Below are 24,774 nucleotides of genomic sequence, written 5' to 3' on the forward strand. Positions count from 1 at the left end.
GCTTCTCCCCTATTCGCGCGCGGCCGCCTCCAGCCGTGCGCGCGCACGCTCCTCGCCGATCAGCGGGAGCAATTCGCCCATGTCGGGCCCGTGATCCATTCCGGTCAAGGCCTGCCGCAACGGCAGGAACAAGGGCTTGCCCTTGCGACCCGTGCTTGCCTTGAGCTTCGCGGTCAGCGCATGCCAGGGATCGTCGCTCCACTCGAGCGCGCCCGCCGCAGCCGAAAGATAGCCACGATCCTCTGCGGAAAAGTCGCGCTCGGCGATCGGCCCGGTGACCAGCCGCCACCATTCTCCAGCTTCGCAGACATGGGTGAGGTTCGGGCGGATGGCATGCCACCCCGCCTCGTCCATTCCTTTCGGCAACCTGCCGGCCACCGCGTCGAAGGGCAGCGAATGCACAATCGCTGCATTGAGGCGATCGAGCTCCGTGTCGTCGAACTTTGCCGGCGCACGACCGAATGTCGAAAGATCGAAACTCTCCACCAGCTGGCCACGATCGGAGATCGGCTCGACCGGCTGCGAAGTCCCGAGACGCGCGAGCAAGGCAATGATCGCTTCGGGTTCGATATCGCGTTCGCGGAAGGCATCGCAGCCCAGCGAACCGAGCCGCTTGGAGAGCTTTCCTTCCTTTCCGACGAGCAAAGCCTCGTGCGCAAAACGCGGAATTTGCTGCGCAGCATTTCGTGCAGCAATAAGTGCGGTAAACATCTGAATTTGCACCGCAGTATTCGAGACGTGGTCCTCGCCGCGAAGGACGTCGGTAACGCCCATATCGAGATCGTCGACAGCGCTCGGCAGCATGTAGAGCCAGCTTCCGTCCGCGCGGCGGATCACCGGGTCCGACAGCTGCGCAGGATCGAACTTCTGGGGCCCTCGAACCCCGTCTTCCCAGCGGATCGGCTCATCATGATCGAGCTTGAATCGCCAATGCGGCGAGATGCCTTCTGCTTCCTTGGCGGCGCGTTCTTCCTCGCTCAGCTTGAGCGAACCGCGATCGTAGATCGGGGGCAGTCCGCGCCCGAGCTGGATCTTGCGCTTGAGTTCGAGCTCCTGCGCGGTCTCGTATGCCGGATAGACACGGCCTGCAGCCTTCAGCGCTTCGAATGCCGCCTCGTATTTCTCCAGCCGCTCCGACTGGCGCTCCTCGCCATCGGGAGACAGCCGGAGCCAGTCGAGGTCATCGCGGATCGCTTCGACATACTCCTCGCGGCTGCGCTCGGCATCGGTGTCGTCGATGCGCAGCAGGAAGCGCCCGCCCGCCTTCCTGGCGAGCATCCAGTTATGCAGCGCCGTGCGGATATTCCCGACATGGAGCCTGCCCGTGGGCGATGGCGCGAAACGCGTGATCGTGGTCATGGGCTGCGCCGATAGCGCATGGCGGACTGGTTGGCGAGACGGTTGAGCGGCTTGATAGCGTGCGTCAGGCGGCCTTGCCGCCGCGCCGCTTCACGGCCCTTGCGCGGCGCTCGCGATAGTCCACGAAGTCACTGCCGGGATGGGGATCCTGCAATGCGGCATCCTCGGCATCGGGGTCGCCCGGAACGAAATCTTCGGCCGGTGCCGGTCGGCAGATCAGGAAGCCCTGTGCCTCCTCGACACCGAGCTTGCGCAGCATTTCGAGCTGCTCGGGGTTCTCGACGCCCTCTCCCGTCGTCTGCATGCCCAACGCATCGGCGAGGCGCGTGATACTCGAGATGATTGCCTTGCTGTGCATGTCGGCGACGACGTCTTCCACGAAGACCCGATCGATCTTGATCCGGTCGAAGGGGAAGCTGCGCAGGTAGCCGAGCGACGAATAGCCGGTGCCGAAATCGTCGAGCGCGATCTTCACGCCGAGTTCGCGCAGGCGCATGAGCGTGGAGCGGCTGACATCGCTCTGGTCGAGCAGAACGTGCTCGGTGATTTCCAGTTCGACGCGTTCGGGGGCGAAACCGTGCTGGTGGATTGCCTGCGCGACCGTTGCCACGAGATTGGGATTCTTCACCTGTGTCGGCGAGAGATTGATCGCGAGCCGGAAATCGCCCGGCATGGCCGAAGCCTCCGAAATGGCTTCGCGGATGGCCCACTCGCCAATGGCGGCGATCATGCCGGTTTCTTCAGCTACCGGCAGGAATTCGGTGGGCGGGATGATGCCACGCTGCGGATGATACCAGCGCATCAGGGCCTCGATGCCGGTCGTCTCGCCGGTATCGAGATCGACGATCGACTGGTAGTGGAGCCGCATCTGGCCGCGCGTCAGCGCATCGGCGAGATCGGCCTCTACCTGGCGACGTTCGCGTGCCTTGCGATCGAGTTCGGGCTCGAACAGGGCGAGGTTGTCGCGACCCTTTTCCTTTGCCGCGTAGAGGGCGAGATCGGCCCTGCGCATCAACTCGTCCGCATCGCAATCGCCATCGATGCAGCGTGCAACGCCGACGCTGGTCGACACTCGGTAGAGCTGCCCTTCGATTTCGTACGGCGCGCGGATAACCGAGAGGAAGCGGTGCGCCCGTTCGATCAGCAATCCGTCTCCGGCACGCGTTTCGATGAGGACGGCAAATTCGTCACCGCCGAGACGGGCGACGAGATCCTCGCTGCGGATTTCCTGCTCGAGCCGGGTGCCGACCTCGCGCAGCAGGCGGTCGCCAACGAGGTGCCCGCGGGTGTCGTTGATCGCCTTGAAATCGTCGAGATCGAGATAGAACAGCGCGATGCTGGCGCCATTCGACCGGTTCTCGCCCGCCAGCCCCCGCAGCCGTTCGTTGAACAGGTAACGGTTCGCAAGGCCGGTGAGGTTGTCGTAATGCGCCATGAAGGCGACGCGGTCCTCGATCAGCTTGTCGTTGGTCACGTCGCGGGCGACGCCGCTCATCCGGCCATCGACGCGCGGCCGCGCGGAAAGGCGCCAGTAGCGCAGTTCGCCTGCCACCCTGAGCTTGACCAGCAGGTCGCGGAACGGGCTGCGCTCGACGATATGCCGGGCAAGCTCGTCTCGCTTCTCGCCGATCTGGAAAAGGTCGAGCAGCGGCGAACCCTCGAGTGTCTCCTCGTCCCGCCCGAGCGCCTCTGCGAGGCCTGCTGACACGTCGCGCAGATTGCCGCGCGGCCCGACCGTCCAGAGCCAGTCGGATGACTGCTCCTCGTAATCGTTCAGCAGCATGCGGACGGTCATGTCATTCTCGCGCCGCTCGACTTCCGAGCGCGCTGCCTGGACAAAATAGCGGTCTTGCGCGCGAATGGCGGCCAGCAATGCAAATGCGAAGGAGACGATCAGCACCATCGTCGGCCAGGCACCCGCACCTCCGATCAGCCACGCGGTGAGCAGCAGCGAGGGCGACATCGTCAGCACGTGGAAGGTCGCGGCCTGCGGCGCAGTGCGATGAACCAGAAGGACGCCGCACAGGATTGCGGTCCCGACGATGCCGAGCACGGCAATCTCGAGGCCTTGGGCATATTGCGCGAGATAGGGGAAGATCACGACATAGATCGTGCTTCCGACACCCTGCAGGATCAGGAATTTGCGCCAGTGGCGTCGCATCTCGTCGAGAGAGGCGGTTTCGATGTCGATCTGCCGGTCGAGCATGACGAATACGCAAAGCTGCGCGATCTGGGTCAGCGCCCAGGCGGCGATCATGGCCGGCGGGGCATTGTTCCAGAAAGTATAGAGGAGCGTGAGGATCGCCCCCACGGCCGGGATCAGCGAGATCGTGGCGCCGGAACTGAAGCTGCGGAGCCGGCGATATAGCAGCAAGTGCTCGAGTTTGTCCGAGTGAAGGGCCTCCTCGGGCCCCGGCGACGGCTCTGATTCGAGACCTGCGAGTTGCACGGCCTTACCCCCTTGGACACTCATCCGGGTGCGACTTATTCCCCTTCGCGTCCGGGAGGGATGGTGCAAGTTTGCCGCGCACGGGTCAAGCGCGGGTTTTCTGCGGTCCGACAGCCTTTCTTGAGGCCGATACAGAAAGACCCCGCCGGATCGCTCCGGCGGGGTCCAATCTGTCAGGTTGCGAAGAGAGGCTTATTCGCCGTCCTTCGCCTCCTCGTTGAGGTAGTCACCCGCATCGGCATCGGTGCCGTGGGTTTCACCTTCCATGGCTGCCAGCGGATCGTCGCCGATCGCAGCTTCCGGGCCCTGGGCCAGTTCGGCTTCGTGCTCTTCTTCTGCGGTATTGGCGGCGATGATCGCTTCCTGCGCCTTCTTCCACTGCGCACGGAGCGCAGCGTCGCGGCTGGATGCGGTCACGCGCATGCGGTTCATGCCCGCACCGGTACCGGCGGGGATGAGACGGCCCACGATGACGTTTTCCTTGAGGCCGACCAGCGTGTCCTTCTTGCCCTCGACCGAAGCCTGGGTGAGCACGCGGGTGGTTTCCTGGAACGACGCAGCCGAGATGAACGAACGCGTCTGCAGCGAGGCCTTGGTGATGCCGAGAAGGATCGGGGTGCCCTTGGCGGGCTCCTTGTTCTTCGCGAGCTTCGCATTGGTCTCGTTGAGCTCTTCCAGGTCGACCTGTTCGCCCGGCAGCAGCACGGTGTCGCCACCGTCGGTGATCTCGACCTTCTGCAGCATCTGGCGAACGATCACCTCGATGTGCTTGTCGTTGATCTTCACGCCCTGCAGTCGGTAGACTTCCTGGATCTCGTTCACGAGATACTCGGCCAGCGCCTCGATCCCGAGGACATCGAGGATGTCGTGCGGGTTCGGCGAGCCCGAGATCAGCGTGTCGCCCTTCTTGACGAAGTCGCCTTCCTGGACGTCGATGATCTTGGTCTTGGGGATCAGGTACTCTACCGGATCTCCCTCCTCCGGAACGATCGCGATCTTGCGCTTCGCCTTGTATTCGCGGACGAATTCGATCTTGCCCGAAATCTTGGCGATGATCGCATTGTCCTTCGGCACGCGGGCCTCGAACAGCTCGGCAACACGCGGCAGACCACCGGTGATGTCGCGGGTCTTGGCGGCTTCACGCGAAGCACGGGCGAGGATGTCACCTGCCTGCACTTCGGCACCGTCTTCGACCGACAGCGCGGTACCCGGCGCCAGCATGTAGCGCGCGGCTTCCGTATCGTCGCCGGCATCGTTGAAGAGGGTAAGCCGCGGACGCAGGTCTTCCTTCTTCGCGCGGCCACTGGTGCGGATTTCGGTAACGACACGCTGGGCGATACCGGTGGCATCGTCGACGCGCTCTTCCATCGACGTGCCGTCGACGAGGTCCTGGAACCGGACCACGCCCGACTGCTCGGTGATGATCGGCAGCGAGAACGGATCCCATTCTGCCAGACGATCGCCTTCCTTCACCTTGCCGCCATCCTTGTGCATCAGCACGGTACCGTAAGGCACCTTGTGGATTTCGCGCTCACGCCCTTCGGCGTCGATCACTGCCAGTTCGCCGTTACGGGCGAGCGACAGGATACGGCCCTTCTTGTCGGTGATGGTGGGCATGTCGCGATAAACGACCTTGCCATCCGACACCGCTTCGAGATGCGAAGTCTCGTTGAGCTGTGCGGCACCGCCGATGTGGAAGGTACGCATGGTCAGCTGCGTGCCGGGCTCACCGATCGACTGCGCGGCGATAACGCCGACAGCTTCACCGATGTTGACCGGCGTACCGCGGGCAAGGTCACGGCCGTAGCAGGTGGCGCAAACGCCCTGCTTGGCTTCGCAGACCAGCGGCGAGCGGATCTTGGCGACCTGCGTTTCCGCTTCCTCGATGACCTTGACCATCGGCTCGTCGACGAGCGTGCCGGCCTTGACGATCACTTCGTCCGTCGAGGCGTTGACGATGTCTTCGGCAACCGTACGGCCGAGGATGCGCTCGCCGAGCGAGGCGATAACGCTACCGCCCTGCACGATGGCACGCATTTCGAGCGCGTTGTCGGTCTTGCAGTCCTCTTCGACGATGACGCAGTCCTGCGACACGTCGACCAGGCGGCGGGTCAGGTAACCCGAGTTCGCCGTCTTCAGCGCGGTATCCGCGAGACCCTTACGGGCACCGTGGGTCGAGTTGAAGTATTCGAGGACGTTCAGGCCTTCCTTGAAGTTCGAGATGATCGGGTTCTCGATGATCTCGCCCGACGGCTTGGCCATGAGGCCGCGCATACCGGCCAGCTGTTTCATCTGTGCCGGGCTACCACGCGCACCGGAGTGCGACATCATGTAGATCGAGTTGATCTGCGCTTCCTTGCCGTCCTTGTCGATCGGCTGCGACTTGATCTCTTCCATCATGGCGTCGGCCACGCGGTCACCACACTGGCTCCACGCGTCGATGACCTTGTTGTACTTTTCCTGCTGGGTGATCAGGCCGTCCTGGTACTGCTGCTCGTAATCGGCAACCAGCGCCTTGGTGTCCTCGACCATCTTCTCCTTGGAATCGGGGATGATCATGTCATCCTTACCGAAGGAGATGCCGGCCTTGAACGCGTGGCGGAAGCCCAGCACCATGATGGCGTCGGCGAACAGTACCGTGTCCTTCTGGCCGGTGTGACGATAGACCTCGTCGATCACGTCGGCGATGTCCTTCTTCGTCAGCAGGCGGTTGACGATGTCGAAGGGAACCTTGTGGTTCTTCGGCAGGCATTCGCCGATCAGCATACGGCCCGGCGTGGTGACGAAACGCTTCATTTCGACCTTGCCGTTCTCGTCGGCCTGCGGGACGCGGGCCATGATCTTCGAGTGCAGCGTTACCGATTTCACCTCGAGTGCCTGGTGGACTTCGGCCATGTCGGCGAACATCGGCAGGCGCTCGTGCTTCTCGCCCTTCTTGTCGCCGTCGACATACTCGGGCTTCTTCTCCTGGCGTTCCATCGACAGGTAGTAGAGACCCAGCACCATGTCCTGCGAAGGCACGATGATCGGCTTGCCGTTTGCGGGCGAGAGGATGTTGTTGGTCGACATCATCAGGACGCGCGCTTCCAGCTGCGCCTCGAGGCTCAGCGGGACGTGAACGGCCATCTGGTCACCGTCGAAGTCGGCGTTGAAGGCGGCGCAGACCAGCGGGTGAAGCTGGATGGCCTTACCTTCGATCAGCACCGGCTCGAAAGCCTGGATGCCGAGACGGTGGAGCGTCGGGGCGCGGTTCAGGAGGACCGGGTGCTCGCGAATGACTTCGTCGAGAATGTCCCAGACTTCCTTGCGCTCCTTCTCGACCCATTTCTTCGCCTGCTTGAGCGTCATGCTCAGGCCCTTGGCGTCGAGGCGGGCGTAGATGAACGGCTTGAACAGCTCGAGCGCCATCTTCTTCGGCAGGCCGCACTGGTGCAGCTTGAGTTCCGGACCGGTCACGATGACCGAACGGCCCGAATAGTCGACGCGCTTACCGAGAAGGTTCTGACGGAAGCGGCCCTGCTTGCCCTTGAGCATGTCGCTGAGCGACTTGAGCGGACGCTTGTTGGCACCGGTGATCACGCGGCCGCGACGGCCGTTGTCGAACAGCGCATCGACAGCTTCCTGCAGCATGCGCTTTTCGTTGCGGACGATGATGTCCGGCGCGCGCAGCTCCATGAGGCGCTTGAGGCGGTTGTTACGGTTGATCACACGACGATAGAGGTCGTTGAGGTCCGAGGTCGCGAAGCGGCCACCGTCCAGGGGGACGAGCGGGCGCAGTTCCGGCGGAATGACCGGCACGACTTCGAGGATCATCCACTCGGGACGGTTACCCGATTCGATGAAGCTTTCGACGACCTTCAGGCGCTTGATGATCTTGGCGGGCTTGAGCTTCGACTTGGTGGTCGCGAGCTCTTCCAGCAGGTCTTCCTTTTCCTGCTCGAGGTCGAGATCCATCAGCATGGTCTTGACCGCTTCGGCGCCGATGGCGGCCGAGAACGCGTCTTCGCCATACTCGTCCTGTGCTTCGAGCAGCTCGTCTTCGGTCAGAAGCTGGTGCTTCTCGAGCGCGGTCAGGCCCGGCTCGGTGACGATGTAGCTTTCGAAGTAGAGGACGCGCTCGAGCTGCTTGAGCTGCATGTCGAGCAGCAGGCCGATGCGCGAGGGCAGCGACTTCAAGAACCAGATGTGCGCGACCGGAGCGGCGAGCTCGATGTGGCCCATGCGCTCGCGGCGGACCTTGGTCACGGTGACTTCGACGCCGCACTTCTCGCAGACGACGCCCTTGTACTTCATGCGCTTGTACTTGCCGCAAAGGCATTCGTAGTCCTTCACCGGACCGAAGATGCGTGCGCAGAAGAGGCCGTCACGCTCGGGCTTGAACGTACGGTAGTTGATCGTCTCGGGCTTCTTGATCTCGCCGAAGGACCACGAGCGGATGCGCTCGGGGCTGGCGATGCCGATCTGGATCTCGTCGAAGGTTTCGGGCTTCGCGAGCTGGTTGGTGAATTTGGTCAGTTCGTTCATGACTTAATTCCCTGAAGGGTAATTCAATTGGGCGGAAAGCGGTGGGGGCCGGTTAGGAAACCGGGGCCCCCTATTCCGCCGCGATCGCGAGGCCGTCGTCGTCTTCGTCGTCGCTGAGCGACTTGAGTTCGACGTTGAGACCCAGGCTGCGCATTTCCTTGACGAGAACGTTGAAGCTCTCCGGAATGCCCGCCTCGAAGGTGTCGTCGCCCTTGACGATGGCTTCGTAGACCTTGGTACGGCCGATCACGTCGTCCGACTTCACGGTGAGGATTTCCTGCAGCGTGTAGGCTGCACCGTAGGCCTGGAGTGCCCAGACCTCCATCTCACCGAAGCGCTGGCCGCCGAACTGTGCCTTACCGCCCAGCGGCTGCTGGGTGACGAGCGAGTAGGGGCCGATCGAACGGGCGTGGATCTTGTCGTCGACGAGGTGGTGCAGCTTGAGCATGTAGATGATGCCCACGGTGACCTTGCGGTCGAATGCTTCACCGGTACGACCGTCGAAGAGGACCGACTGGCCGTCTGCATCGAGGCCTGCCTTCTCCAGTTCGACCGTGACGTCGCCTTCGCGGGCACCGTCGAAGACCGGGGTACCCATCGGGACACCGGTACGAAGGTTGCCGGCGAGCTCGACGATTTCCTCGGTCGAACGCGACTTGAGGTCGTCCTTGTAACGATCGCCATAGACTTCGTGCAGACGCTCGATGACCGCTTCCGGCGGCTTGGCCTTGGAATAGTCCTCGGCTGCGTTCGGATTGGCCTTCTTCCACTCTTCGAGCTGCTCGCCGATCTGCATGCCCAGGTTACGGGCAGCCATGCCGAGGTGCGTTTCGAAGATCTGACCCACGTTCATGCGCGAAGGCACGCCCAGCGGGTTCAGCACGATGTCGACCGGGGTACCGTCTTCGAGGAACGGCATGTCCTCGACCGGCAGGATGCGCGAAATCACACCCTTGTTACCGTGGCGGCCGGCCATCTTGTCGCCCGGCTGCAGCTTGCGCTTCACTGCGACGAAGACCTTGACCATCTTGAGCACGCCCGGAGCGAGTTCGTCACCGCGCTCGAGCTTTTCCTTACGGTCTTCGAACTTGTCGTCGATGACCTTGACGCTCTCGTCGTACTGCGACTTGACCGCTTCGAGCTGTGCCTGGCGGTTGTCGTCCGCAACGGCGAACTTGAACCACTCGTGCTTGTCGACGCCCTCGAGCACCTCTTCGGTGATCTCCGAGCCCTTCTTCACACCCTTCGGCGCTGCCGAGGCAGTCTGGCCGACGAGCATGTCGCGCAGGCGGTTGTAGGTCGCACGGTTGAGGATCGCGCGCTCGTCGGCGGCGTCCTTGCGCAGGCGCTCGATCTCTTCGTTCTGGATCGCACGCGTACGGTCGTCGATCTCGATACCGTGACGGTTGAAGACACGGACTTCGACCACGGTACCGGCAACGCCCGGGGGCAGGCGGAGCGAGGTGTCGCGCACGTCGCTGGCCTTTTCACCGAAGATGGCGCGGAGGAGCTTTTCTTCCGGCGTCATCGGGCTTTCGCCCTTCGGCGTGATCTTGCCGCACAGGATATCGCCCGGGTGCACTTCCGCACCGATGTAGACGATGCCCGCCTCGTCGAGGTTGCGCAGGGCTTCCTCGCCGACGTTCGGGATGTCGCGGGTGATGTCTTCCGGGCCGAGCTTGGTGTCGCGGGCCATGACTTCGAATTCCTCGATGTGGATCGAGGTGAAGACGTCGTCCTTCACGATACGCTCGGAGATGAGGATACTATCCTCGTAGTTGTAGCCGTTCCAGGGCATGAACGCGACGAGGCTGTTGCGGCCCAGTGCCAGTTCGCCGAGGTCGGTCGAAGGACCGTCGGCGATAACGTCGCCGGCTTCGATCGTCTCGCCCACCTTCACCAGCGGACGCTGGTTGATGCAGGTGTCCTGGTTCGAACGCTGGAACTTCTGCAGCGTGTAGATGTCGACGCCCGACTGGCCGGGTTCGACATCGCCGATGGCACGGATCACGATACGCGTCGCGTCGACCTGGTCGACGATGCCGCCGCGCTTGGCGGTGATCGCCGCACCCGAATCGCGGGCAACGGTTTCTTCCATGCCGGTGCCGACCCAGGGCGCTTCCGCCTTCACGAGCGGCACGGCCTGGCGCTGCATGTTCGAGCCCATCAGTGCGCGGTTGGCGTCATCGTTTTCCAGGAACGGAATGAGCGATGCAGCGACCGAGACGAGCTGCTTGGGCGAAACGTCCATCAGCGTGATCGTGTCGCGCGGGGCCATCAGGTTGTCGCCGTTCTGGCGAGCCGAGACCAGCTCTTCCACGAAGCCGCCCTTGTCGTCGAGATCGGCCGAAGCCTGTGCGACGGTGTGCTTCTGCTCTTCCATCGCCGAGAGGTAGATGACCTCGTCGGTGACCTTGTTGTCCTTCACGACGCGATACGGCGTCTCGATGAAGCCGTACTTGTTGACGCGCGCGAAGGTCGAGAGCGAGTTGATCAGACCGATGTTCGGGCCTTCCGGCGTTTCAATCGGGCAGATACGGCCATAGTGCGTCGGGTGAACGTCGCGCACTTCGAAGCCGGCACGCTCGCGGGTGAGGCCGCCCGGGCCAAGCGCCGAAACGCGGCGCTTGTGGGTGACTTCCGAAAGCGGGTTGGTCTGGTCCATGAACTGCGAGAGCTGGCTCGAGCCGAAGAACTCGCGCACGGCAGCCACGGCGGGCTTCGCGTTGATCAGGTCGTTCGGCATGACGGTCGACACGTCGACCGAGCTCATGCGCTCCTTGACCGCGCGCTCCATGCGCAGCAGGCCGACGCGGTACTGGTTTTCGAGCAGTTCGCCGACCGAACGCACACGGCGGTTGCCGAGGTTGTCGATGTCGTCGACTTCGCCCTTGCCGTCCTTGAGGTCGACCAGTTCCTTGACCACGGCGAGGATGTCTTCCTTGCGCAGCGTGGTGACGGTGTCTTCCGCATCGAGGTCGAGACGCATGTTGAGCTTGACGCGACCGACGGCCGATAGGTCGTAACGCTCGCCGTCGAAGAACAGGCCTTCGAACAGGGCTTCTGCGGTTTCCTTGGTCGGCGGTTCGCCGGGACGCATGACCTTGTAGATCGCCTCGAGGCCTTCATCACGGTTCTCGGCCTTGTCGACCTTCATCGTGTTGCGGATCCAGGGGCCGGTGTTGACGTGGTCGATGTCGAGCAGCGTCAGGCTGTCGACGCCGGCAGCGTCGAGCGCCTCGAGGTTCTCTGCCGAGACCTCGTCACCCGCTTCGATGTAGATGCGGCCGGTGCTTTCGTCGATCAGGTCTTCGCTGGCGTAACGGCCGAAGACTTCCTCGGTCGGGAGCAGCAGGGTCTTGAGACCGTCCTTGGCAGCCTTGTTGGCGGCACGCGGGCTGATCTTCTGGCCGGCGGGGAAGACTTCTTCACCCGTCTTGGCATCGACCAGCGCGAAGGCCGGCTTCTGGCCACGCCACTGCTCGGGCACGAAGGGGATGTTCCAGCCTTCGCCCTTCTTGCCGGTGGCGCGCTTCCATTCGACCTTGTCGTAGAAGTGGTCGAGGATGCCTTCGCTGTCGAGGCCGAGAGCATAGAGCAGTGCGGTGACCGGCAGCTTGCGCTTGCGGTCGATACGCACGTTGACGATGTCCTTGGCGTCGAATTCGAAGTCGAGCCACGAACCACGATACGGAATGATGCGGGCAGCGAAGAGGAGCTTGCCCGAGCTGTGCGTCTTGCCACGGTCATGGTCGAACAGCACACCCGGCGAACGGTGCATCTGCGAGACGATGACACGCTCGGTACCGTTGATGATGAAGGTACCGTTGTCCGTCATCAGCGGCATGTCGCCCATGTAGACGTCCTGCTCCTTGATATCGAGCACGGAGCGGGTCTCGGTTTCCTGGTCGACTTCGAAGACGATCAGGCGCAGCGTGACCTTCATCGGCGCAGCATAGGTGATGCCGCGCTGGCGACATTCGACGATGTCGTATTTCGGCGCTTCGAGTTCGTAATGCACGAAGTCGAGTTCGGCGGTGCCGGCGAAGTCGCGGATCGGGAAGACCGAACGCAGCGTCTTTTCGAGGCCGGAGACGTAGTCGATCTCCTTGTTCGAGCGCAGGAACTGTTCGTAGCTCTCGCGCTGGACCTCGATCAGGTTGGGCATGTCGACGACTTCGTGGATGTCGCCGAAGATCTTGCGGATACGCCGCTTTGCAGTGCCCGAAGCAGTGTTCCGGGTTGCCTTCGCCTTGGTAGCCATAAGGGGTGTGTACCTCTTCTCGTGTGCATCTGGTCCCACCCACGCTTTTCAGGGCGGTCGGGACCGGAAATCAGTGTCTCATGCGCGTGAGAGCCGTATCGCGAGACGCAAAAAGGCCGCAGCGAATGCACGCCAATAGCGGCGGCAGCTGCAGCTCATATAAAGCGTCGCGATATGGAAACGCCGCTTCCATCCTGTGTCCGATCCCCGCGCATGAATCAGACTCGCTCGAAGCGTGCGGTCGGGAGGGCATGTAGGAAGCGTGCGGGGCTTTGTCAAACCTCCTTGGACCGCCCGAAAATCGCCGACCTACGAACTCGGAAAATCTGTGTTAGAAAGGGCGGAGGAGAGGGAGAGTTGATGCGCGCGATCCTGCTGTTCCTTGCGGCCGTTGCGGCACTCGTTGCCGCCCCCCTGCACGCGCGGGAAAGCGAAGCTGCGGCGGCCCGGATCGTCGCTGTCGGAGACCTTCACGGCGATTACGAGGCCTGGGCGGACATCGCCCGGCAGGCCGCCCTCATCGACGAGGAAGGGCGCTGGTCCGGCGCGGAGACCGTGCTCGTCCAGCTGGGCGACATCACCGATCGCGGGCCGGATTCGCTGAGGATCATCCGGCATCTCCAGTCGCTGGGCGAGCAAGCAGAGTCCGCTGGCGGAAGCGTGACGGTGCTACTCGGCAATCACGAAGCCATGAATGTCATCGGCGACTTGCGCTATGTCGACCCCGGCGAATACGAGGCCTTTCGCGACGACAGTTCGGAGGCGCGGCGCGAGGCAACCTGGAAGGCGAACCGCGAAGCCCTGGAGGCCTTTTACAAGCAACGGCAGCCCGAGCTTTCGAGCGACGAGATGCGCGACATGTGGTTCGCCGAGACGCCGCTCGGAATGCTCGAACATCGCAGGGCCTGGCGTCCCGGCGGCGAATTGGGCAGCTGGGCGGCGAGCCTCCCGGCTGTCGCGAAGGTCGGACGGACTCTTTTCGTGCATGGTGGGCTGAGCGAGGAGATGACGCGCGAGCCCATCGACATGCTCAACGGCAGGCATGAATACGCGCTCGGCAGCGGCGAAGCCATCGACCGCGGCATCCTCGAAGCACCGCTCGGTCCGCTCTGGTACCGCGGAAACGTCCGCCGCGAGGAGCCTGCGCCCGACGATCCTGCGAGGCTGTCGCGCGAGCAAGAGCTGGCAACCGTCTTGACCCGCTACGATGCGGACCGCCTACTTGTGGCGCATACGCCGTCCGTGTCGGGCATCGTCACCGATCTCGGCGGCAGGCTGATCCGCGTCGATACGGGTATCTCCTCTCATTACCGCGGCCCGAGAAGTTTCCTCGTCATCGAAGGCGATGTGCTGACGGCGCATGAGAAAGACCGCGACGGAAACTGGAAATCGCGCGCGCTGAACCCCGAGCAAGGCGAGCCAGTGCAATGATCCGGTTGGCGAGCCTCGCTCTAGCCCTGGCCTTCGCCGCGCCCGCGAGTGCGCAGGACAGCAAGGGAGAGGTGACTCCACTCTTTGCGAGCGACGAGACACTCGAGGTCACCATTACCGGCCCGGTCGGGCACATTTCGCGCCGCGCGCAACGTTCTACCGATCCCTACCCCGCGCAGATCGAGGTCGCGGGCGAGACCCACGCGATCACGCTTGCTGCGCGCGGAAAGTCGCGGCGCAAGCGCGAGAACTGCCGCTTCCCGCCGCTGCGCGTCGCCTTCCCCAAGAAACCGGATGAGAGCTCGCTCTTCCACCGCCAGGGAAGCATCAAGCTGGTTACCCACTGCCGTGACCGAGATGCATCGGAGCAGACGATCCTGCGCGAATATGCCGCCTACCGGCTCTACAATATCGTCACGCCAGAAAGCCTGAGGGTGAGGCTCGCACGCATCCGCTACATGGACGAGGGCGAGCTGGTGACGCAGCGGCTCGGCTTCTTCATCGAGGATGGCGACGATGCCGCACGCCGGTTGGGACGCAAGGAAATCGACACCTCGGACATTTCGGTCAGCTGGCTCGACCAGCAGGATGCGGCCCGATACGCGCTCTTCCAGTACATGATCGGCAATACCGACTGGTCCATGGTGCTGAGCCCCGAAGGCGACGATTGCTGTCACAACTCACGCCTGTTCGGTGAGGACAAGGCCGCGCGCAGGAGCCTCACGCCTGTCCCCTATGATTTCGACAACGCAGGTCTGGTGGACGCGACCTATGCCGCGCCCAACGCGCAGCTCGGGACGCATTCGGTCAAGACGCGCGTCTATCGGGGTTTCTGCACCTTCAACGGGCTGGTGGCAGCCGAGGCGGAGAACTTGCGTTCCTTGCGGGGCGAGTTCGAAGCAGAACTCACGCGCATCCCTCATGCAGATGCGCGGACCAAATCCGCGATGGCGAGCTATCTCGCCGGATTTTTCGAAGACATCGCGAGCAGCGAATCTATGGAGCGCAAGCTGTTCAGGAAGTGCAGATAGCAGTCCCGCTCAGCGCGGCTCGCTGCCCTCGCCCGACTGGTCATGCGTGTCTTCGGGCTCCTCGCGCTTGGGTGAGCGCAAGTAGCGATGGGTGCCGTCCTTCGCGCCGTAATCGACCATCCAGAGAAGCGCGAAGGAATAGTTGAACATGATCGTCATCACGAGCGCGATCTCGAGCGCGCCGATGCCTGCGGCCAGCCCTATACCGATCGCGAGCAGGATGTAGATCGCATCGCCCGAACTCTTGAGCGTGTTACGGAAGCGCACCCCGCCGACGATCCCGGCGAGCGAGAAGGCCAGCGCCAGCGAATTGTGCACCATCACGACAATGGCGGTCACTGCAATCGGCAGGACGATCATCGTCTCGACCAGCGCCTGGTCGTATTCCGCGCGGCTGCGGCTCGCCATGTAGGTCCAGGTCACCGGCAGCGTGGTCAGCACCGCGCCCGCTACCGCGATGAACAGCCAGAAGACCGATCCGCCAAGGTTGGCGACCTTTTCCGCGCCGATCTTCACGCCGCCGAACGGATCGCTCACTGTCTGGCTGAGCAAGGTCTGCGCACCCCCTATCGGAAGAAAGTCCGCCAACGATGGAGCGGCGGCAACGACGCCCAGCACTACCCCCGTCACCACGAGGTAGAACAGGGTGAGCCTGAACAGCAGTGCGCGAAAGATCATGCCGGAAAAATCCCTCCCCTGCTGCGACTATAAGCCCAATTCCGGCGGGCGCAAAAGCCTGGAAACCCGCAGCTTTCCGTGGCTCATATCGCAATTCGATCTACCACATATCGTTTTTCAATATTATTGATTGACAATAAATGCGACTCGGCTTATTGATTATCGATATTGAAGATCAAGGAGTTCGATAAATGACCCGCCTCACCACCCAGTTCGCCGCTGCCTGCGCAGCCATCGTCATCACTGTATTGTCGCTTCAGACCGTGACCGCCGTGCCCGCCGCACAGGTCGCGATCCTCGCAGCGCCTGCCATCGCCTGATCACCGGCCAAAGGAGACTGCCCGTGACAACTCGCCCCAATGACCCGCTGCTGCTCGCCGGGAAGGTGCTCGTCCTGTTCATGCAGGGCGTGGTGGCTCTCGGCGTCATCGCCCTCGCCATCGGCCTGCCGATCATCGTCTTCATGCGTGACCGCATCACGGCCGAAGCCGCCGCCGATCTCGGCAATCCCGATTTCGTCTTCCCGCTCGCACCCGTCGCCGGCGTGCTCATGTTCGCCATCATCCTCTTGCTTGCCGCGTTCTGGTTCCTGCGCCTCCTGCGCCAGATCATCGGCACCGTCGGCGAAGGCGACCCCTTCGTGCCGGAGAATGCCGAGCGCCTGACCCTGATGGGCTGGATTGCGCTTGCCGCCCAGCTGCTCGCCATCCCTGCCGCCGGTCTCGCGCTCTATATCGCCAAGCTGTTCGAGGATCATGAAGGTGTGACCATCGATGCCGGCCTAGACCTCTCGGGTATCGTCCTGGTGGTCGTGCTGTTCATCCTCGCCCGCGTTTTCCGCCACGGTGCCGCCATGCGCGCCGATCTCGAAGGGACCGTGTGATGCCAGCCGAAGAAGGAACCCAGATCATGGTCAAACTCGACGACCTCCTCCACGAACGCCGCATGACGCTCACCGAGCTGGCAGACCGTGTCGGCCTCACCCTCGCCAACCTCTCGATCCTCAAGACGGGCAAGGCCAAGGCGATCCGCTTCTCGACCCTCGAAGCGATCTGCCGCGAGCTCGAGTGCCAGCCGGGCGACCTGCTCGCCTACGGAAAACCCGGCGTTTAAGGGGGCAAGACCAAGAAAATGCATCGGGCCACGGGTCCGATGCATTTTTCGTATATGCGACTCGATAGAATGTGGCTATTTTATGGCTGCGCCAATCATGGCGCTTAGGAACATGAATACCATGAAGAAGATCGCTCTCGTCGCCGCTCTCCCCGTTGCACTCTCGCTCGCAGCATGCGGCGAAACCGCAACCGAAGAAGCACCGGTAGAAGAAACCGCTGTCGAAGCTCCGGTTGAAGCTACGGTTGAAGCACCGGTCGTCGACGAAACCGTCACCACCGACGAAGCTGCTGTCGACGCCACCGTCGAAGCCGGCACCGAAGAAGCTCCGGCTGCCGAATAAGCGCTTTGACGATCCCGCAATTGCGCGGGACGCCATCGACATCTCAGGGACCCGGTTCGAAAGAGCCGGGTCCCTTCGCATTTGGCCGATGCTTTCCGGCTCCGATGCCACGGAAAACTTGACTCCTGCACCCGAGCCGCTAGATGCGCGGCCGACCGGCAAACCGCAAGGCAAGCCGATCATCCGTCCGAGACAGTTGGTGACCGGGATTTGCCGGTCTTAATTTCCAGCCTAGACGGGGAAAAGAGATTTTCATGGTGGGCTTCAAACCCGCCGTTTCGCGCCATTTGGCGCACTCCTTCCCCATCAACGGACTCGCCCGTGTCGTCTTTTCGGCATGGACAAACGTAGCCGATCGTTCGGGAGCATGTCCCGTGCGGTCATAGTGAAGGAGTATGGCATGGATCGTTCGCAGAAAGCCGATTCGGTCGCCCAGCTCACTGAAGTCTTCAACCAGGCAGGCGTGGTCGTCGTGACCCGCAACCTGGGCCTTACGGTCGACCAGTCGACCGAACTGCGTACGAAGATGCGTGAAGCCGGTGCGTCCTACAAGGTTGCGAAGAACCGTCTCGCCAAGCTCGCCCTGAAGGACACGGACTACTCGGGAATCGAAGAATTCCTGAACGGTCCGACCGCCCTCGGTTACTCCGAGGATCCGGTTGCTGCAGCCAAGGCTGTCGTGGACTTCGCAAAGACCACCGACAAGATCGAAATCGTCGGCGGTTCGATGGGCGCAACGAAGCTCGACGAAGCTGGGGTCAAGGCACTCGCCTCGATGCCGAGCCTCGACGAACTGCGTGGCAAGATCGTGGGCCTCGTCAACGCACCTGCAACCAAGGTTGCCCAGGTCGTCAACGCACCCGCAGCCAAGCTCGCTCGTGTCTTCGGTGCCTACGGCGCCAAGGAAGCCGCGTAAGAGCTGGTTCGACGCACGAACACATATTCATCGGGGCAGAGTCCGCAGGACACCCCGGCCTATTTATTGGAGTGAAACATCATGGCTGATATCGCCAAGCTTGTTGAAGAACTGTCGAAGCTGACCGTCATGGAAGCCGCTGAGCTTGCCACGGCGCTTGAAGAAGAGTGGGGCGTGAGCGCCGCTGCTGCTGTTGCTGTTGCTGGCCCGGCCGGCGGTGGCGACGCAGGTGCACCGGCTGAAGAGAAGGACGAATTCGACGTCATTCTCACCGGCGACGGTGGCAAGAAAATCCAGGTCATCAAGGAAGTCCGTGCCATCACCGGCCTGGGCCTGACCGAAGCCAAGGGTCTCGTCGAAGGCGCGCCGAAGCCGCTCAAGGAAGGCGTCAACAAGGCGGAAGCAGAAGAAATCAAGGGCAAGATCGAAGCAGCCGGCGGTACCGTCGAGCTCAAGTAAGCTTCTTTCTCGTTTCGAGAATTTCGAAGGGCGGTGCCGCAAGGCGCCGCCCTTTTTCGTGCCTGCCGGCAGGGCAGTTCCGCCTGCTCCCCGCAATATCCTGTTGCCGGGCAGACACGTCTGCGTGTTTTCGACAAGCTTTGTCCATGAACGGTTGCGCAGCTGCGACGAGCCGAATATCCCGCGGCCCGCGCCTCCCCAGGGGGCGCCAATACAAAGAGGAAAAAGTGGTCGCATATCTCGCAGTTTTCTGCGCCTACCTTGGCGCATGCCTTGTCGCATCCCTGCTGCACCGGCAGATTTTGCCGCGCACGCTTGCCGCGCGTTGGACAGCAAAACAGCCCGAACTCTTTATGTTCTGGCCGGTCCTTGTCGTCGCCGATGTGATTGCCGGTGCGGGCCGGATGGTCGGCCTCGCCTCGCATGTGCCTTCGAAATCCAGAGGCGGTTCGCAGAGCCGGCGCAAGCGACGCAAGAAGCGCGTGGCGCATGGCTACTTTACATACGGCCAAACGGACCCGGCAGCGCGGCGCAGCTCTCGCAGCTGGAACAGGCCTGCCACCAAGCGCCAGAAGCGGCGCAAGCGGATCCGGGCCTGACCCCCTCCCGATTAAGCAAGCCTTGATCGCTTCTTGAGGGCAGATACCTAAGCCTCCTGCGGGATTGCCAGAGCATCCCTCCAAATCCTATTGCATTGTTAACCAAAGCGGGAAACCGATCCTTGAGTCTGTGGCCTTAGCCATGGGTCCATGGTCGGAGCCACCTTCCTTTCCCGCTCGACAAGGGCCCTTTGCGGAACTGCCTTCGGTGCGTTCGCCGCACTCGCCCTTGCCCCTTCCGCTCACGCGATGCCCGGCGCCGCACTGGTGCCCGCCGCGCTCGCCGAAATGCCGACCGGTTGCGCGCCTCTGTCGCCCGCAGCGCCGGTCGCCATAGCGGCTCCTGCGCCGAGCAAGGCTTCGCAGATCCTCGGCGGAACGAGCGCTCTCGATGCGATCCGTGCGCAGCAGGCAGCACCTGCATCGCACCCGCTGCTCGCAGGTGGCACCAACCGGAAGTTCGAACCGGCGGCTGCTCCTGCTCCGCGCGTCCAGCCGGCTTGCAGCATTGCGCAAAAGCCCTTCTCACTCGAGCCGCAGTTCACGCAGCGCAGCCCGCGCTTTGCTACGCCGCGCCCGACGCTCGCCTTCGTCGCGCCCCGTCCGAGCGGGAGCCGCGACATCGTGCTCGGCAGCCGCATGGTTCCGATCGGACGCACGAGTTTCGATGCCCAGTGGCAGCGTGTCAGCGGCGCTCGGACCGATCTCGCTCCGACACTGGCGACGATGGGCGTTTCCGGCACCAGCCGCCGCGACCTCATCGCTTCGGTCAACAGCTGGGTGAACCGCCGGATCGGCCACGCCGAGGATACCGAGCTGTTCGGCCGCAGCGATTACTGGGCCGATGCCGCGACCACGCTGCGCCTCGGCCGCGGAGACTGCGAAGATTTCGCGCTGCTCAAGATGGAGCTGCTTGCCGCTGCCGGCGTGAAGCGCGAGGACATGATGCTCACGCTCGCGCGTGACCTCATCCGTCGCCGCGACCACGCCGTCCTGCTGGTGAAGACCGACGAAGGCTTCGTGATGCTAGACAATGTTGGATCGACGCCGCTCGATGCCTCGCGCAGCCACGGCTATCGCCCGGTCATGAGCCTGGGCGCAAAGCAGAACTTCCTGCACGGCTATTGAGCTGATTTACGAGAGGCGCGGCGCTGCGGCACCACGCCTCTCTCTCCCCGAAACTATCGCTCGGTCATCGCGCGGTCGAAAGCGCGGTTCACCGGCTTGAAGAGGTAGGACAGCACGCTGCGGCGCGCGGTCAGGATCTCGACGTCGCAGATCATGCCCGGCACGATCGGCAGGCGGACGCCACCCTTCTCGATGAAGGCGGCATCGGTCTCGATCACCACGGCGTAATAGGCCTCACGCTCGACCTCGTCGAAAATGCTGTCGGCGCTGACCTGTACGACCTTGCCCTTCATCCCGCCATAGATCGAGAAATCGTAGGCGGTGACCTTGACGTTGGCGTTGTCTCCGACCTTCACGAAGGCGCGATCGCTAGGCGAAATACGCGCCTCGATCAGCAGCTTGTCGCCCACCGGAACGATCTGCATGATCTGCTCGCCCGCGTTGACGAAGCCGCCCTGCGTCGAGACCTGGAGGTCGTTGACCACGCCGTCAGACGGGGCGCGCAGCTCGTTGCGGTCGCGCCTTGCGGCAGCTCCGCGAATGCTTTCCTCATTGACCGCGATGCGGGTCGAGATCTCGCTGCGCTCGGCAAGGGCCTGCTGGCGGAAATCCGCGCGGGCCTGGCTGAGATCGGCCTGTGCCTGGCGGATCGCTGCCGATGCGCGACCGGCGGCCTGGCGGGCTGCCGAGAGGCGACCCTGAAGATCGACGACGTCGCGCTGCGCCTGCAGCAGGTCGGTCTGCGGGACGATGTTCCGGGCCGCGAGCGGTTCGAGCATGCTGACCTGTTCGCGTGCGAGGCGAAGGCTGCTTTCGAGGCTCGTGGCGGTCGCCTGCGCTTCCGAGAGGTCGCGTCGACGCTGTTCGACGGCCGAGGCGAGCGAAGCTTCGCGGGCCCGCGCCGTATCCGCACGAGCCTGCGCGAGGCGGCGTTCCTCGGCACATGCCGTGCCGGTTTCGCAGCCGAGCGTACCGCCTGAAGCCTCTGTATCGAGGCGCTGGGCACGCGCCTGAAGGCGCTCGTTCTCGGTCTGGAGCTCTCCGAGCGCCGATGCGCTCTGCGAATCGTCGAGGCGGACCAGAAGGTCGCCCTTCTTCACGCTCTGCCCGTTGCGCACGAGGATCTCGGCAACGACCGAAGGTTCGGCCGGCTGGACAAGCTGCGCCTTGCTCGAGGGGATGACCTTGCCGGTCCCGCGAGTGATCTGGTCGACCTCCGCAAAGGCAGCCCAGGAGAACAGCAGGGCCATGCCCACGGCCGCCACGATAATGAGGCGGCGTGCTGCAGTCATCGCATTCCAGCGCTGTGCGACGCTCATTGCGCTTGCTCCGAAGAAGAAATGGTATTGGCGGGAACTTCGCCCTGCCCGCTGAGGGTCGAGTGATAGCTGGCGCTCAACTGCACCGGATCGGGGATCGTCAGGCGCCATTCCTTGGTGGTGTCGATCCGTCCGCCGACGTCGGCTGCCGCGTGGCGATCCTTCACGTCGGGCGTGACGGTGGTGCCGGGAGTATATTCCGGAACCGCACTGGCTGCGAGCTCGGCCGCGGCATCGCGGCGGAAACGCGCGAAGTCGATCGCCGGCTTGTATTCGCGCCCTGCCCACCGGCCGTAGAAGCTGGCCGAACGACCGGGCGAGCCCGGAAAGCGGTAGAAGATGTGACGGCCGATCTTGGCGATCTTGCCGAGGCGATAGGCCCAGTACGGCAGGACATAGTCGGCGTGGTAATGGGTCGCGGTGCCCACTTCGGCGACCTCGTGACCGGCGAGCGCCTCGCGCGCGATGGCCTTGGCGTTGCGCCACAGGTCGGCACGCGGCTTGCGCATCAGCGCACCGTCGCAAGTGAAGCTGAACTGGCAGACCGGCTGGTTCCAGCCCTGGTACACCACGCCGCACACGCTGTTCGGATAGGCGGGATGGCGCACGCGGTTGAGCACGACCTGCGCCACCGCACGGCGTCCCTGCTCGGGCTCAAGCGCGGCCTCGTAATAGACGGCCTGTGCGAGACAGTCGGTCGCCGTACCGTAATGCGCGGAGGACATGGGAATACCGGCGAACCGCCCTGCCCGTTCGACGCCATTCTTCATGGTCGGAATTGCGAGATTGCCTTCGAGGGCTCCCTGCACATCGCTCTGCGCGAGCTCTGCAGCCGGTTCGGCGGCAGTAGTCATCGCGGCCAGGTCCTGCTGCAATTCGGGTTCGAGCTTGGCCATGGCAGCGACGCTCTGCTGCGGAACCAGCAGCGAGGAGGTGCCCACGAGGAAACTTGCCGCGCCGAGGACGACGAAGGCGCCATAGCGGCGCATTTGCTTCCTTACGAAGACGCTCACGAGGCCTCTCCGCGTGCCGCACCTGCCTTGGCGAGGACTTCGGCGACCGGGCCGTCAGCCGCGATGCGGCCCTTGTCGAGAACGATCAGGCGGTTGCAGATCGCGAAGAGCGCCGGGCGGTGGGTCGAGATCACGAGCGTCTGTTCGGGCTGCATCGCCTTCGAAAGACGCTCGACGAAGAGCTTCTCGGTCTCGCTGTCCATCGCGCCGGTCGGCTCGTCGAGGAACAGGAGCTCGCGCGGCTCGACCATCGCGCGAGCGAGCGAGAGGAAGCTGCGCTGTCCGCCCGAAAGCTGGCGACCGTCTTCGCCCACGGCGCGGTCGAAACCTCCGGCGTCACGCGAAAGATAGCTGTCGGCACCGGTCGCACGCATCGCGTTGACGAGCTCTTCCTCGGAAATGCCCATGCGGCCGAGCGTCAGGTTCTCGCGAACCGAACCGGAAAAGAGCGCGGCGTCCTGCCCGACAAAGCCGAGCGCGGATCGCAGCTGCTGCGGGCGATACTGGCGGCTGTCGATGCCGTTCACCGTCATCGCGCCTTCGGTCGGTGCATAGAGGCCGCAGAGCAGGCGACCGAAGGTCGACTTGCCCGAAGCCACGCGGCCCACGATCGCGATGCGTTCGCCCGGCTCGATCGTGAGGTTAAGGCCGGAAAGCGCGGTCGGCGATTCCTCGCTGTAGCGGAACTCGGCGTCCTTGAACTCGATGCGCGGGCGGGTGATCGCACCCGGCGCGACGCTTGCACCCAGCTTGCGCTCGTCACCGCCCTCGAACATGCGCTCGATGCTGGCGAGCGTTTCCTTCGCCTGGCGACCGCGGGTCAGCAGGAAGGCGATCTGGCCGGCAGGTGCGAGCGAACGCGAGGCAAGCATGACGATGGCGATGATCGCGCCCATCGTGATCTCGCCTGCGGCGAAGAGGTAGTAACCGCCGATGATCAGCGAGACGGTCGAAATCTGCTGGAAGACCTGCGCGAGGCTTACGGCAACCGAGTTGATGTTGCGCAGGCGCAGCTGCGAGTGGCCGCCGATCTCTGCAAGGCGGTGCCAGCGCGACAGCATGCCGCCCTCGCCGCCCATCGCCTTCAGCGTTTCCGCGCCGGTCAGCGATTCCACCAGGAGCGTCTGCTGGAGGCCATAGTCTGCCTGTGCATCCTGCGAGGCCTCGACGACCTTCTTCTGCAGGACGAAGCCGGCGATCGCCATCAGCGCGATGATCGTCAGCGGCACCAGCGCGAGCCAGCCCGCGATGATCGCGATGACCGCCACGAAGACGATGAGGAAGAGCACGTCGACCACGAGAACGACCGAGGTCGAGGCGAAGAAATCGCGCACGGTGGCATATTCGGCGACGCGTGCGGCAAGCGAACCGGTGTGGCCCTTGCGCTCTGCCAGCGGCACGGCGAGGAGGCGCGAGAAGATCTTCTGGCTCAGCTTGAGGTCGAGCCGCTGTGCGATCTCGTCGACGATCGAGGTGCGCGCGCGGCGCAGCGCGAACTCGAGAACGAAGGCGAGCAGCACACCGGTGCCCAGCACCCAGAGCGTTTCCTGTGCCTGGTTCGGGATCACGCGGTCGTAGACGTTCATTGTGAAGATCGGCAGCGCGACCGCGAGCAGGTTGATCAGCAGCGAGGCCAGCAGCACGGGCATGAACGCCTTTCGCTCACGGCGCAGCTCGCCCCAGAACCAGTGTGTGCGTGCCTTGGCGTGCCACGGCGCCTCGTCGGCGCGCATGCGGTCGGGATCACCGTGGATCTGGATCAGGCGACCGGTGTAGTTCTCTGCGAACTCGCTGCGCTTTTCCCAGACCTCACCACCCGTGTCCGGGCGCCAGACGAGAACTTCGTCGTCCTGCGCTTCGAGAAGGAGAACGTATCCGCTTTCGCCGAGTGCGACGATTGCCGGAAGCATGGTCGAACCCGCCGGAAGGCGGCTGCGTTCGACCACATCATAGTTGAGACCCGCCAGGTCGAGCGCGGCGGGAGCCTGGTGATAGGGCAGGAAGCCGTCGGCATTGCGCGGCAGCTGTGCGAGCAGGTCGCGGGCAAAAGGCAGGCCGTAGCGGCGAGCCCCCTCAGAAATGCATTCGACGAGCGGGTCAAGGACCCGCCCGTCGATCTGTTCGGCAATTGCTTGTTCCATAGCCTAA

18 protein-coding genes are annotated in these 24,774 nt (G+C 63.5%); 10 read left to right on the forward strand and 8 right to left on the reverse strand.

Translation table 11 applies throughout. From position 1 onward, the window contains the following. Nucleotides 1-9: 9 nt before the first annotated feature. From gltX to rpoB, 4 genes are all read right to left on the reverse strand, one after another. Nucleotides 10-1,359, reverse strand: a complete 1,350-nt coding sequence (gltX, locus tag K3163_RS12735) for a glutamate--tRNA ligase (protein ID WP_221554467.1) — start codon at nucleotides 1,357-1,359, stop codon at nucleotides 10-12. 64 nt (nucleotides 1,360-1,423) lie between these two features. Then, nucleotides 1,424-3,808 (reverse strand): putative bifunctional diguanylate cyclase/phosphodiesterase, encoded by a 2,385-nt coding sequence (locus K3163_RS12740; protein ID WP_221427547.1) that lies wholly within the window; start codon nucleotides 3,806-3,808, stop codon nucleotides 1,424-1,426. A 192-nt stretch (nucleotides 3,809-4,000) separates the two neighbouring features. Further along, the gene (gene rpoC / locus K3163_RS12745) at nucleotides 4,001-8,332 is read right to left on the reverse strand and encodes a DNA-directed RNA polymerase subunit beta' (protein WP_221427546.1); all 4,332 of its coding nucleotides are present in this window, start codon (nucleotides 8,330-8,332) and stop codon (nucleotides 4,001-4,003) included. Between the two features lie 70 nt (nucleotides 8,333-8,402). Beyond that, a complete protein-coding gene (gene rpoB, locus K3163_RS12750; RefSeq protein ID WP_221554468.1) occupies nucleotides 8,403-12,596 on the reverse strand; it encodes a DNA-directed RNA polymerase subunit beta in 4,194 nt (1,397 codons plus the stop codon). Between the two features lie 360 nt (nucleotides 12,597-12,956). Here rpoB and K3163_RS12755 point away from each other — a divergent pair, with 360 nt between their 5' ends. Both K3163_RS12755 and K3163_RS12760 read left to right on the forward strand, forming a co-directional pair. After that, on the forward strand, nucleotides 12,957-14,027 hold the full coding sequence (locus K3163_RS12755; RefSeq protein WP_221554469.1) for a metallophosphoesterase: 1,071 nt from the start codon (nucleotides 12,957-12,959) through the stop codon (nucleotides 14,025-14,027). Then, nucleotides 14,024-15,058 (forward strand): hypothetical protein, encoded by a 1,035-nt coding sequence (locus K3163_RS12760; protein WP_221554470.1) that lies wholly within the window; start codon nucleotides 14,024-14,026, stop codon nucleotides 15,056-15,058. Before K3163_RS12755 ends, K3163_RS12760 begins: the two co-directional genes overlap by 4 nt. Before the next feature lie 9 nt (nucleotides 15,059-15,067). Here K3163_RS12760 and K3163_RS12765 read toward each other — a convergent pair whose 3' ends face one another. Next, nucleotides 15,068-15,736 (reverse strand): DUF4956 domain-containing protein, encoded by a 669-nt coding sequence (locus tag K3163_RS12765; RefSeq protein ID WP_221554471.1) that lies wholly within the window; start codon nucleotides 15,734-15,736, stop codon nucleotides 15,068-15,070. A 191-nt stretch (nucleotides 15,737-15,927) separates the two neighbouring features. Here K3163_RS12765 and K3163_RS13660 point away from each other — a divergent pair, with 191 nt between their 5' ends. The 8 genes from K3163_RS13660 (at nucleotide 15,928) to K3163_RS12800 (ending at nucleotide 20,294) form a co-directional block, all read left to right on the forward strand. Continuing rightward, entirely contained in the window at nucleotides 15,928-16,056 is a 129-nt protein-coding gene (locus K3163_RS13660) for a hypothetical protein (RefSeq protein ID WP_282098313.1), read from the forward strand. Between the two features lie 23 nt (nucleotides 16,057-16,079). Then, complete coding sequence (locus K3163_RS12770) at nucleotides 16,080-16,619, forward strand: DUF2975 domain-containing protein (RefSeq protein WP_247710060.1); 540 nt, start codon at nucleotides 16,080-16,082, stop codon at nucleotides 16,617-16,619. Continuing rightward, complete coding sequence (locus K3163_RS12775; protein WP_221554472.1) at nucleotides 16,619-16,849, forward strand: helix-turn-helix domain-containing protein; 231 nt, start codon at nucleotides 16,619-16,621, stop codon at nucleotides 16,847-16,849. The genes K3163_RS12770 and K3163_RS12775 overlap by 1 nt, the downstream gene beginning before the upstream one ends. Nucleotides 16,850-16,970: 121 nt before the next feature. Then, on the forward strand, nucleotides 16,971-17,192 hold the full coding sequence (locus K3163_RS12780) for a hypothetical protein (RefSeq protein WP_221427539.1): 222 nt from the start codon (nucleotides 16,971-16,973) through the stop codon (nucleotides 17,190-17,192). A 400-nt stretch (nucleotides 17,193-17,592) separates the two neighbouring features. Further along, nucleotides 17,593-18,108 carry a 50S ribosomal protein L10 gene (gene rplJ / locus K3163_RS12785; RefSeq protein ID WP_221427538.1) on the forward strand — a complete coding sequence of 172 codons (516 nt, stop codon included), beginning with the start codon at nucleotides 17,593-17,595 and terminating at the stop codon, nucleotides 18,106-18,108. Nucleotides 18,109-18,189: 81 nt separating this feature from the next. Continuing rightward, on the forward strand, nucleotides 18,190-18,567 hold the full coding sequence (gene rplL / locus K3163_RS12790; protein WP_221427537.1) for a 50S ribosomal protein L7/L12: 378 nt from the start codon (nucleotides 18,190-18,192) through the stop codon (nucleotides 18,565-18,567). Between the two features lie 353 nt (nucleotides 18,568-18,920). Next, nucleotides 18,921-19,166: a hypothetical protein gene (locus K3163_RS12795; RefSeq protein ID WP_221427536.1), complete on the forward strand. Its 246-nt coding sequence runs from the start codon at nucleotides 18,921-18,923 to the stop codon at nucleotides 19,164-19,166. A 249-nt stretch (nucleotides 19,167-19,415) separates the two neighbouring features. Continuing rightward, the gene (locus K3163_RS12800) at nucleotides 19,416-20,294 is read left to right on the forward strand and encodes a transglutaminase-like cysteine peptidase (protein ID WP_221554473.1); all 879 of its coding nucleotides are present in this window, start codon (nucleotides 19,416-19,418) and stop codon (nucleotides 20,292-20,294) included. A 53-nt stretch (nucleotides 20,295-20,347) separates the two neighbouring features. On the opposite strand, the gene K3163_RS12805 is transcribed toward K3163_RS12800, so the two are convergent. The 3 genes from K3163_RS12805 to K3163_RS12815 are packed head-to-tail and all read right to left on the reverse strand — an operon-like array spanning nucleotide 20,348 to nucleotide 24,767. After that, nucleotides 20,348-21,613, reverse strand: coding sequence for an HlyD family type I secretion periplasmic adaptor subunit (locus tag K3163_RS12805; RefSeq protein ID WP_221554474.1), 1,266 nt, complete (start codon nucleotides 21,611-21,613; stop codon nucleotides 20,348-20,350). Then, a complete protein-coding gene (locus K3163_RS12810) occupies nucleotides 21,610-22,602 on the reverse strand; it encodes a cell wall hydrolase (RefSeq protein ID WP_247712675.1) in 993 nt (330 codons plus the stop codon). The genes K3163_RS12805 and K3163_RS12810 overlap by 4 nt, the downstream gene beginning before the upstream one ends. A 20-nt stretch (nucleotides 22,603-22,622) precedes the next feature. Further along, nucleotides 22,623-24,767, reverse strand: coding sequence for a type I secretion system permease/ATPase (locus K3163_RS12815; protein WP_221554475.1), 2,145 nt, complete (start codon nucleotides 24,765-24,767; stop codon nucleotides 22,623-22,625). Between the last annotated feature and the right edge of the window lie 7 nt (nucleotides 24,768-24,774).

The sequence above is a fragment of the Qipengyuania xiapuensis genome, assembly GCF_019711395.1.
Taxonomy (GTDB): Bacteria; Pseudomonadota; Alphaproteobacteria; order Sphingomonadales; family Sphingomonadaceae; genus Qipengyuania; species Qipengyuania xiapuensis.

Excerpts from the sequence above, each read along its gene's own strand:
- rpoB (WP_221554468.1), bottom strand. The coding sequence starts at position 12,596 with ATGGCTACCAAGGCGAAGGCAACCCGGAACACTGCTTCGGGCACTGCA.
- K3163_RS12765 (WP_221554471.1), bottom strand. The coding sequence starts at position 15,736 with ATGATCTTTCGCGCACTGCTGTTCAGGCTCACCCTGTTCTACCTCGTG.
- rplL (WP_221427537.1), top strand. The coding sequence starts at position 18,190 with ATGGCTGATATCGCCAAGCTTGTTGAAGAACTGTCGAAGCTGACCGTC.
- K3163_RS13660 (WP_282098313.1), top strand. The coding sequence starts at position 15,928 with ATGACCCGCCTCACCACCCAGTTCGCCGCTGCCTGCGCAGCCATCGTC.
- gltX (WP_221554467.1), bottom strand. The coding sequence starts at position 1,359 with ATGACCACGATCACGCGTTTCGCGCCATCGCCCACGGGCAGGCTCCAT.
- K3163_RS12815 (WP_221554475.1), bottom strand. The coding sequence starts at position 24,767 with ATGGAACAAGCAATTGCCGAACAGATCGACGGGCGGGTCCTTGACCCG.
- rplJ (WP_221427538.1), top strand. The coding sequence starts at position 17,593 with ATGGATCGTTCGCAGAAAGCCGATTCGGTCGCCCAGCTCACTGAAGTC.
- K3163_RS12800 (WP_221554473.1), top strand. The coding sequence starts at position 19,416 with ATGCCCGGCGCCGCACTGGTGCCCGCCGCGCTCGCCGAAATGCCGACC.
- K3163_RS12780 (WP_221427539.1), top strand. The coding sequence starts at position 16,971 with ATGAAGAAGATCGCTCTCGTCGCCGCTCTCCCCGTTGCACTCTCGCTC.
- K3163_RS12810 (WP_247712675.1), bottom strand. The coding sequence starts at position 22,602 with ATGCGCCGCTATGGCGCCTTCGTCGTCCTCGGCGCGGCAAGTTTCCTC.
- K3163_RS12795 (WP_221427536.1), top strand. The coding sequence starts at position 18,921 with ATGTTCTGGCCGGTCCTTGTCGTCGCCGATGTGATTGCCGGTGCGGGC.
- K3163_RS12805 (WP_221554474.1), bottom strand. The coding sequence starts at position 21,613 with ATGAGCGTCGCACAGCGCTGGAATGCGATGACTGCAGCACGCCGCCTC.
- K3163_RS12760 (WP_221554470.1), top strand. The coding sequence starts at position 14,024 with ATGATCCGGTTGGCGAGCCTCGCTCTAGCCCTGGCCTTCGCCGCGCCC.
- K3163_RS12755 (WP_221554469.1), top strand. The coding sequence starts at position 12,957 with ATGCGCGCGATCCTGCTGTTCCTTGCGGCCGTTGCGGCACTCGTTGCC.
- rpoC (WP_221427546.1), bottom strand. The coding sequence starts at position 8,332 with ATGAACGAACTGACCAAATTCACCAACCAGCTCGCGAAGCCCGAAACC.
- K3163_RS12775 (WP_221554472.1), top strand. The coding sequence starts at position 16,619 with ATGCCAGCCGAAGAAGGAACCCAGATCATGGTCAAACTCGACGACCTC.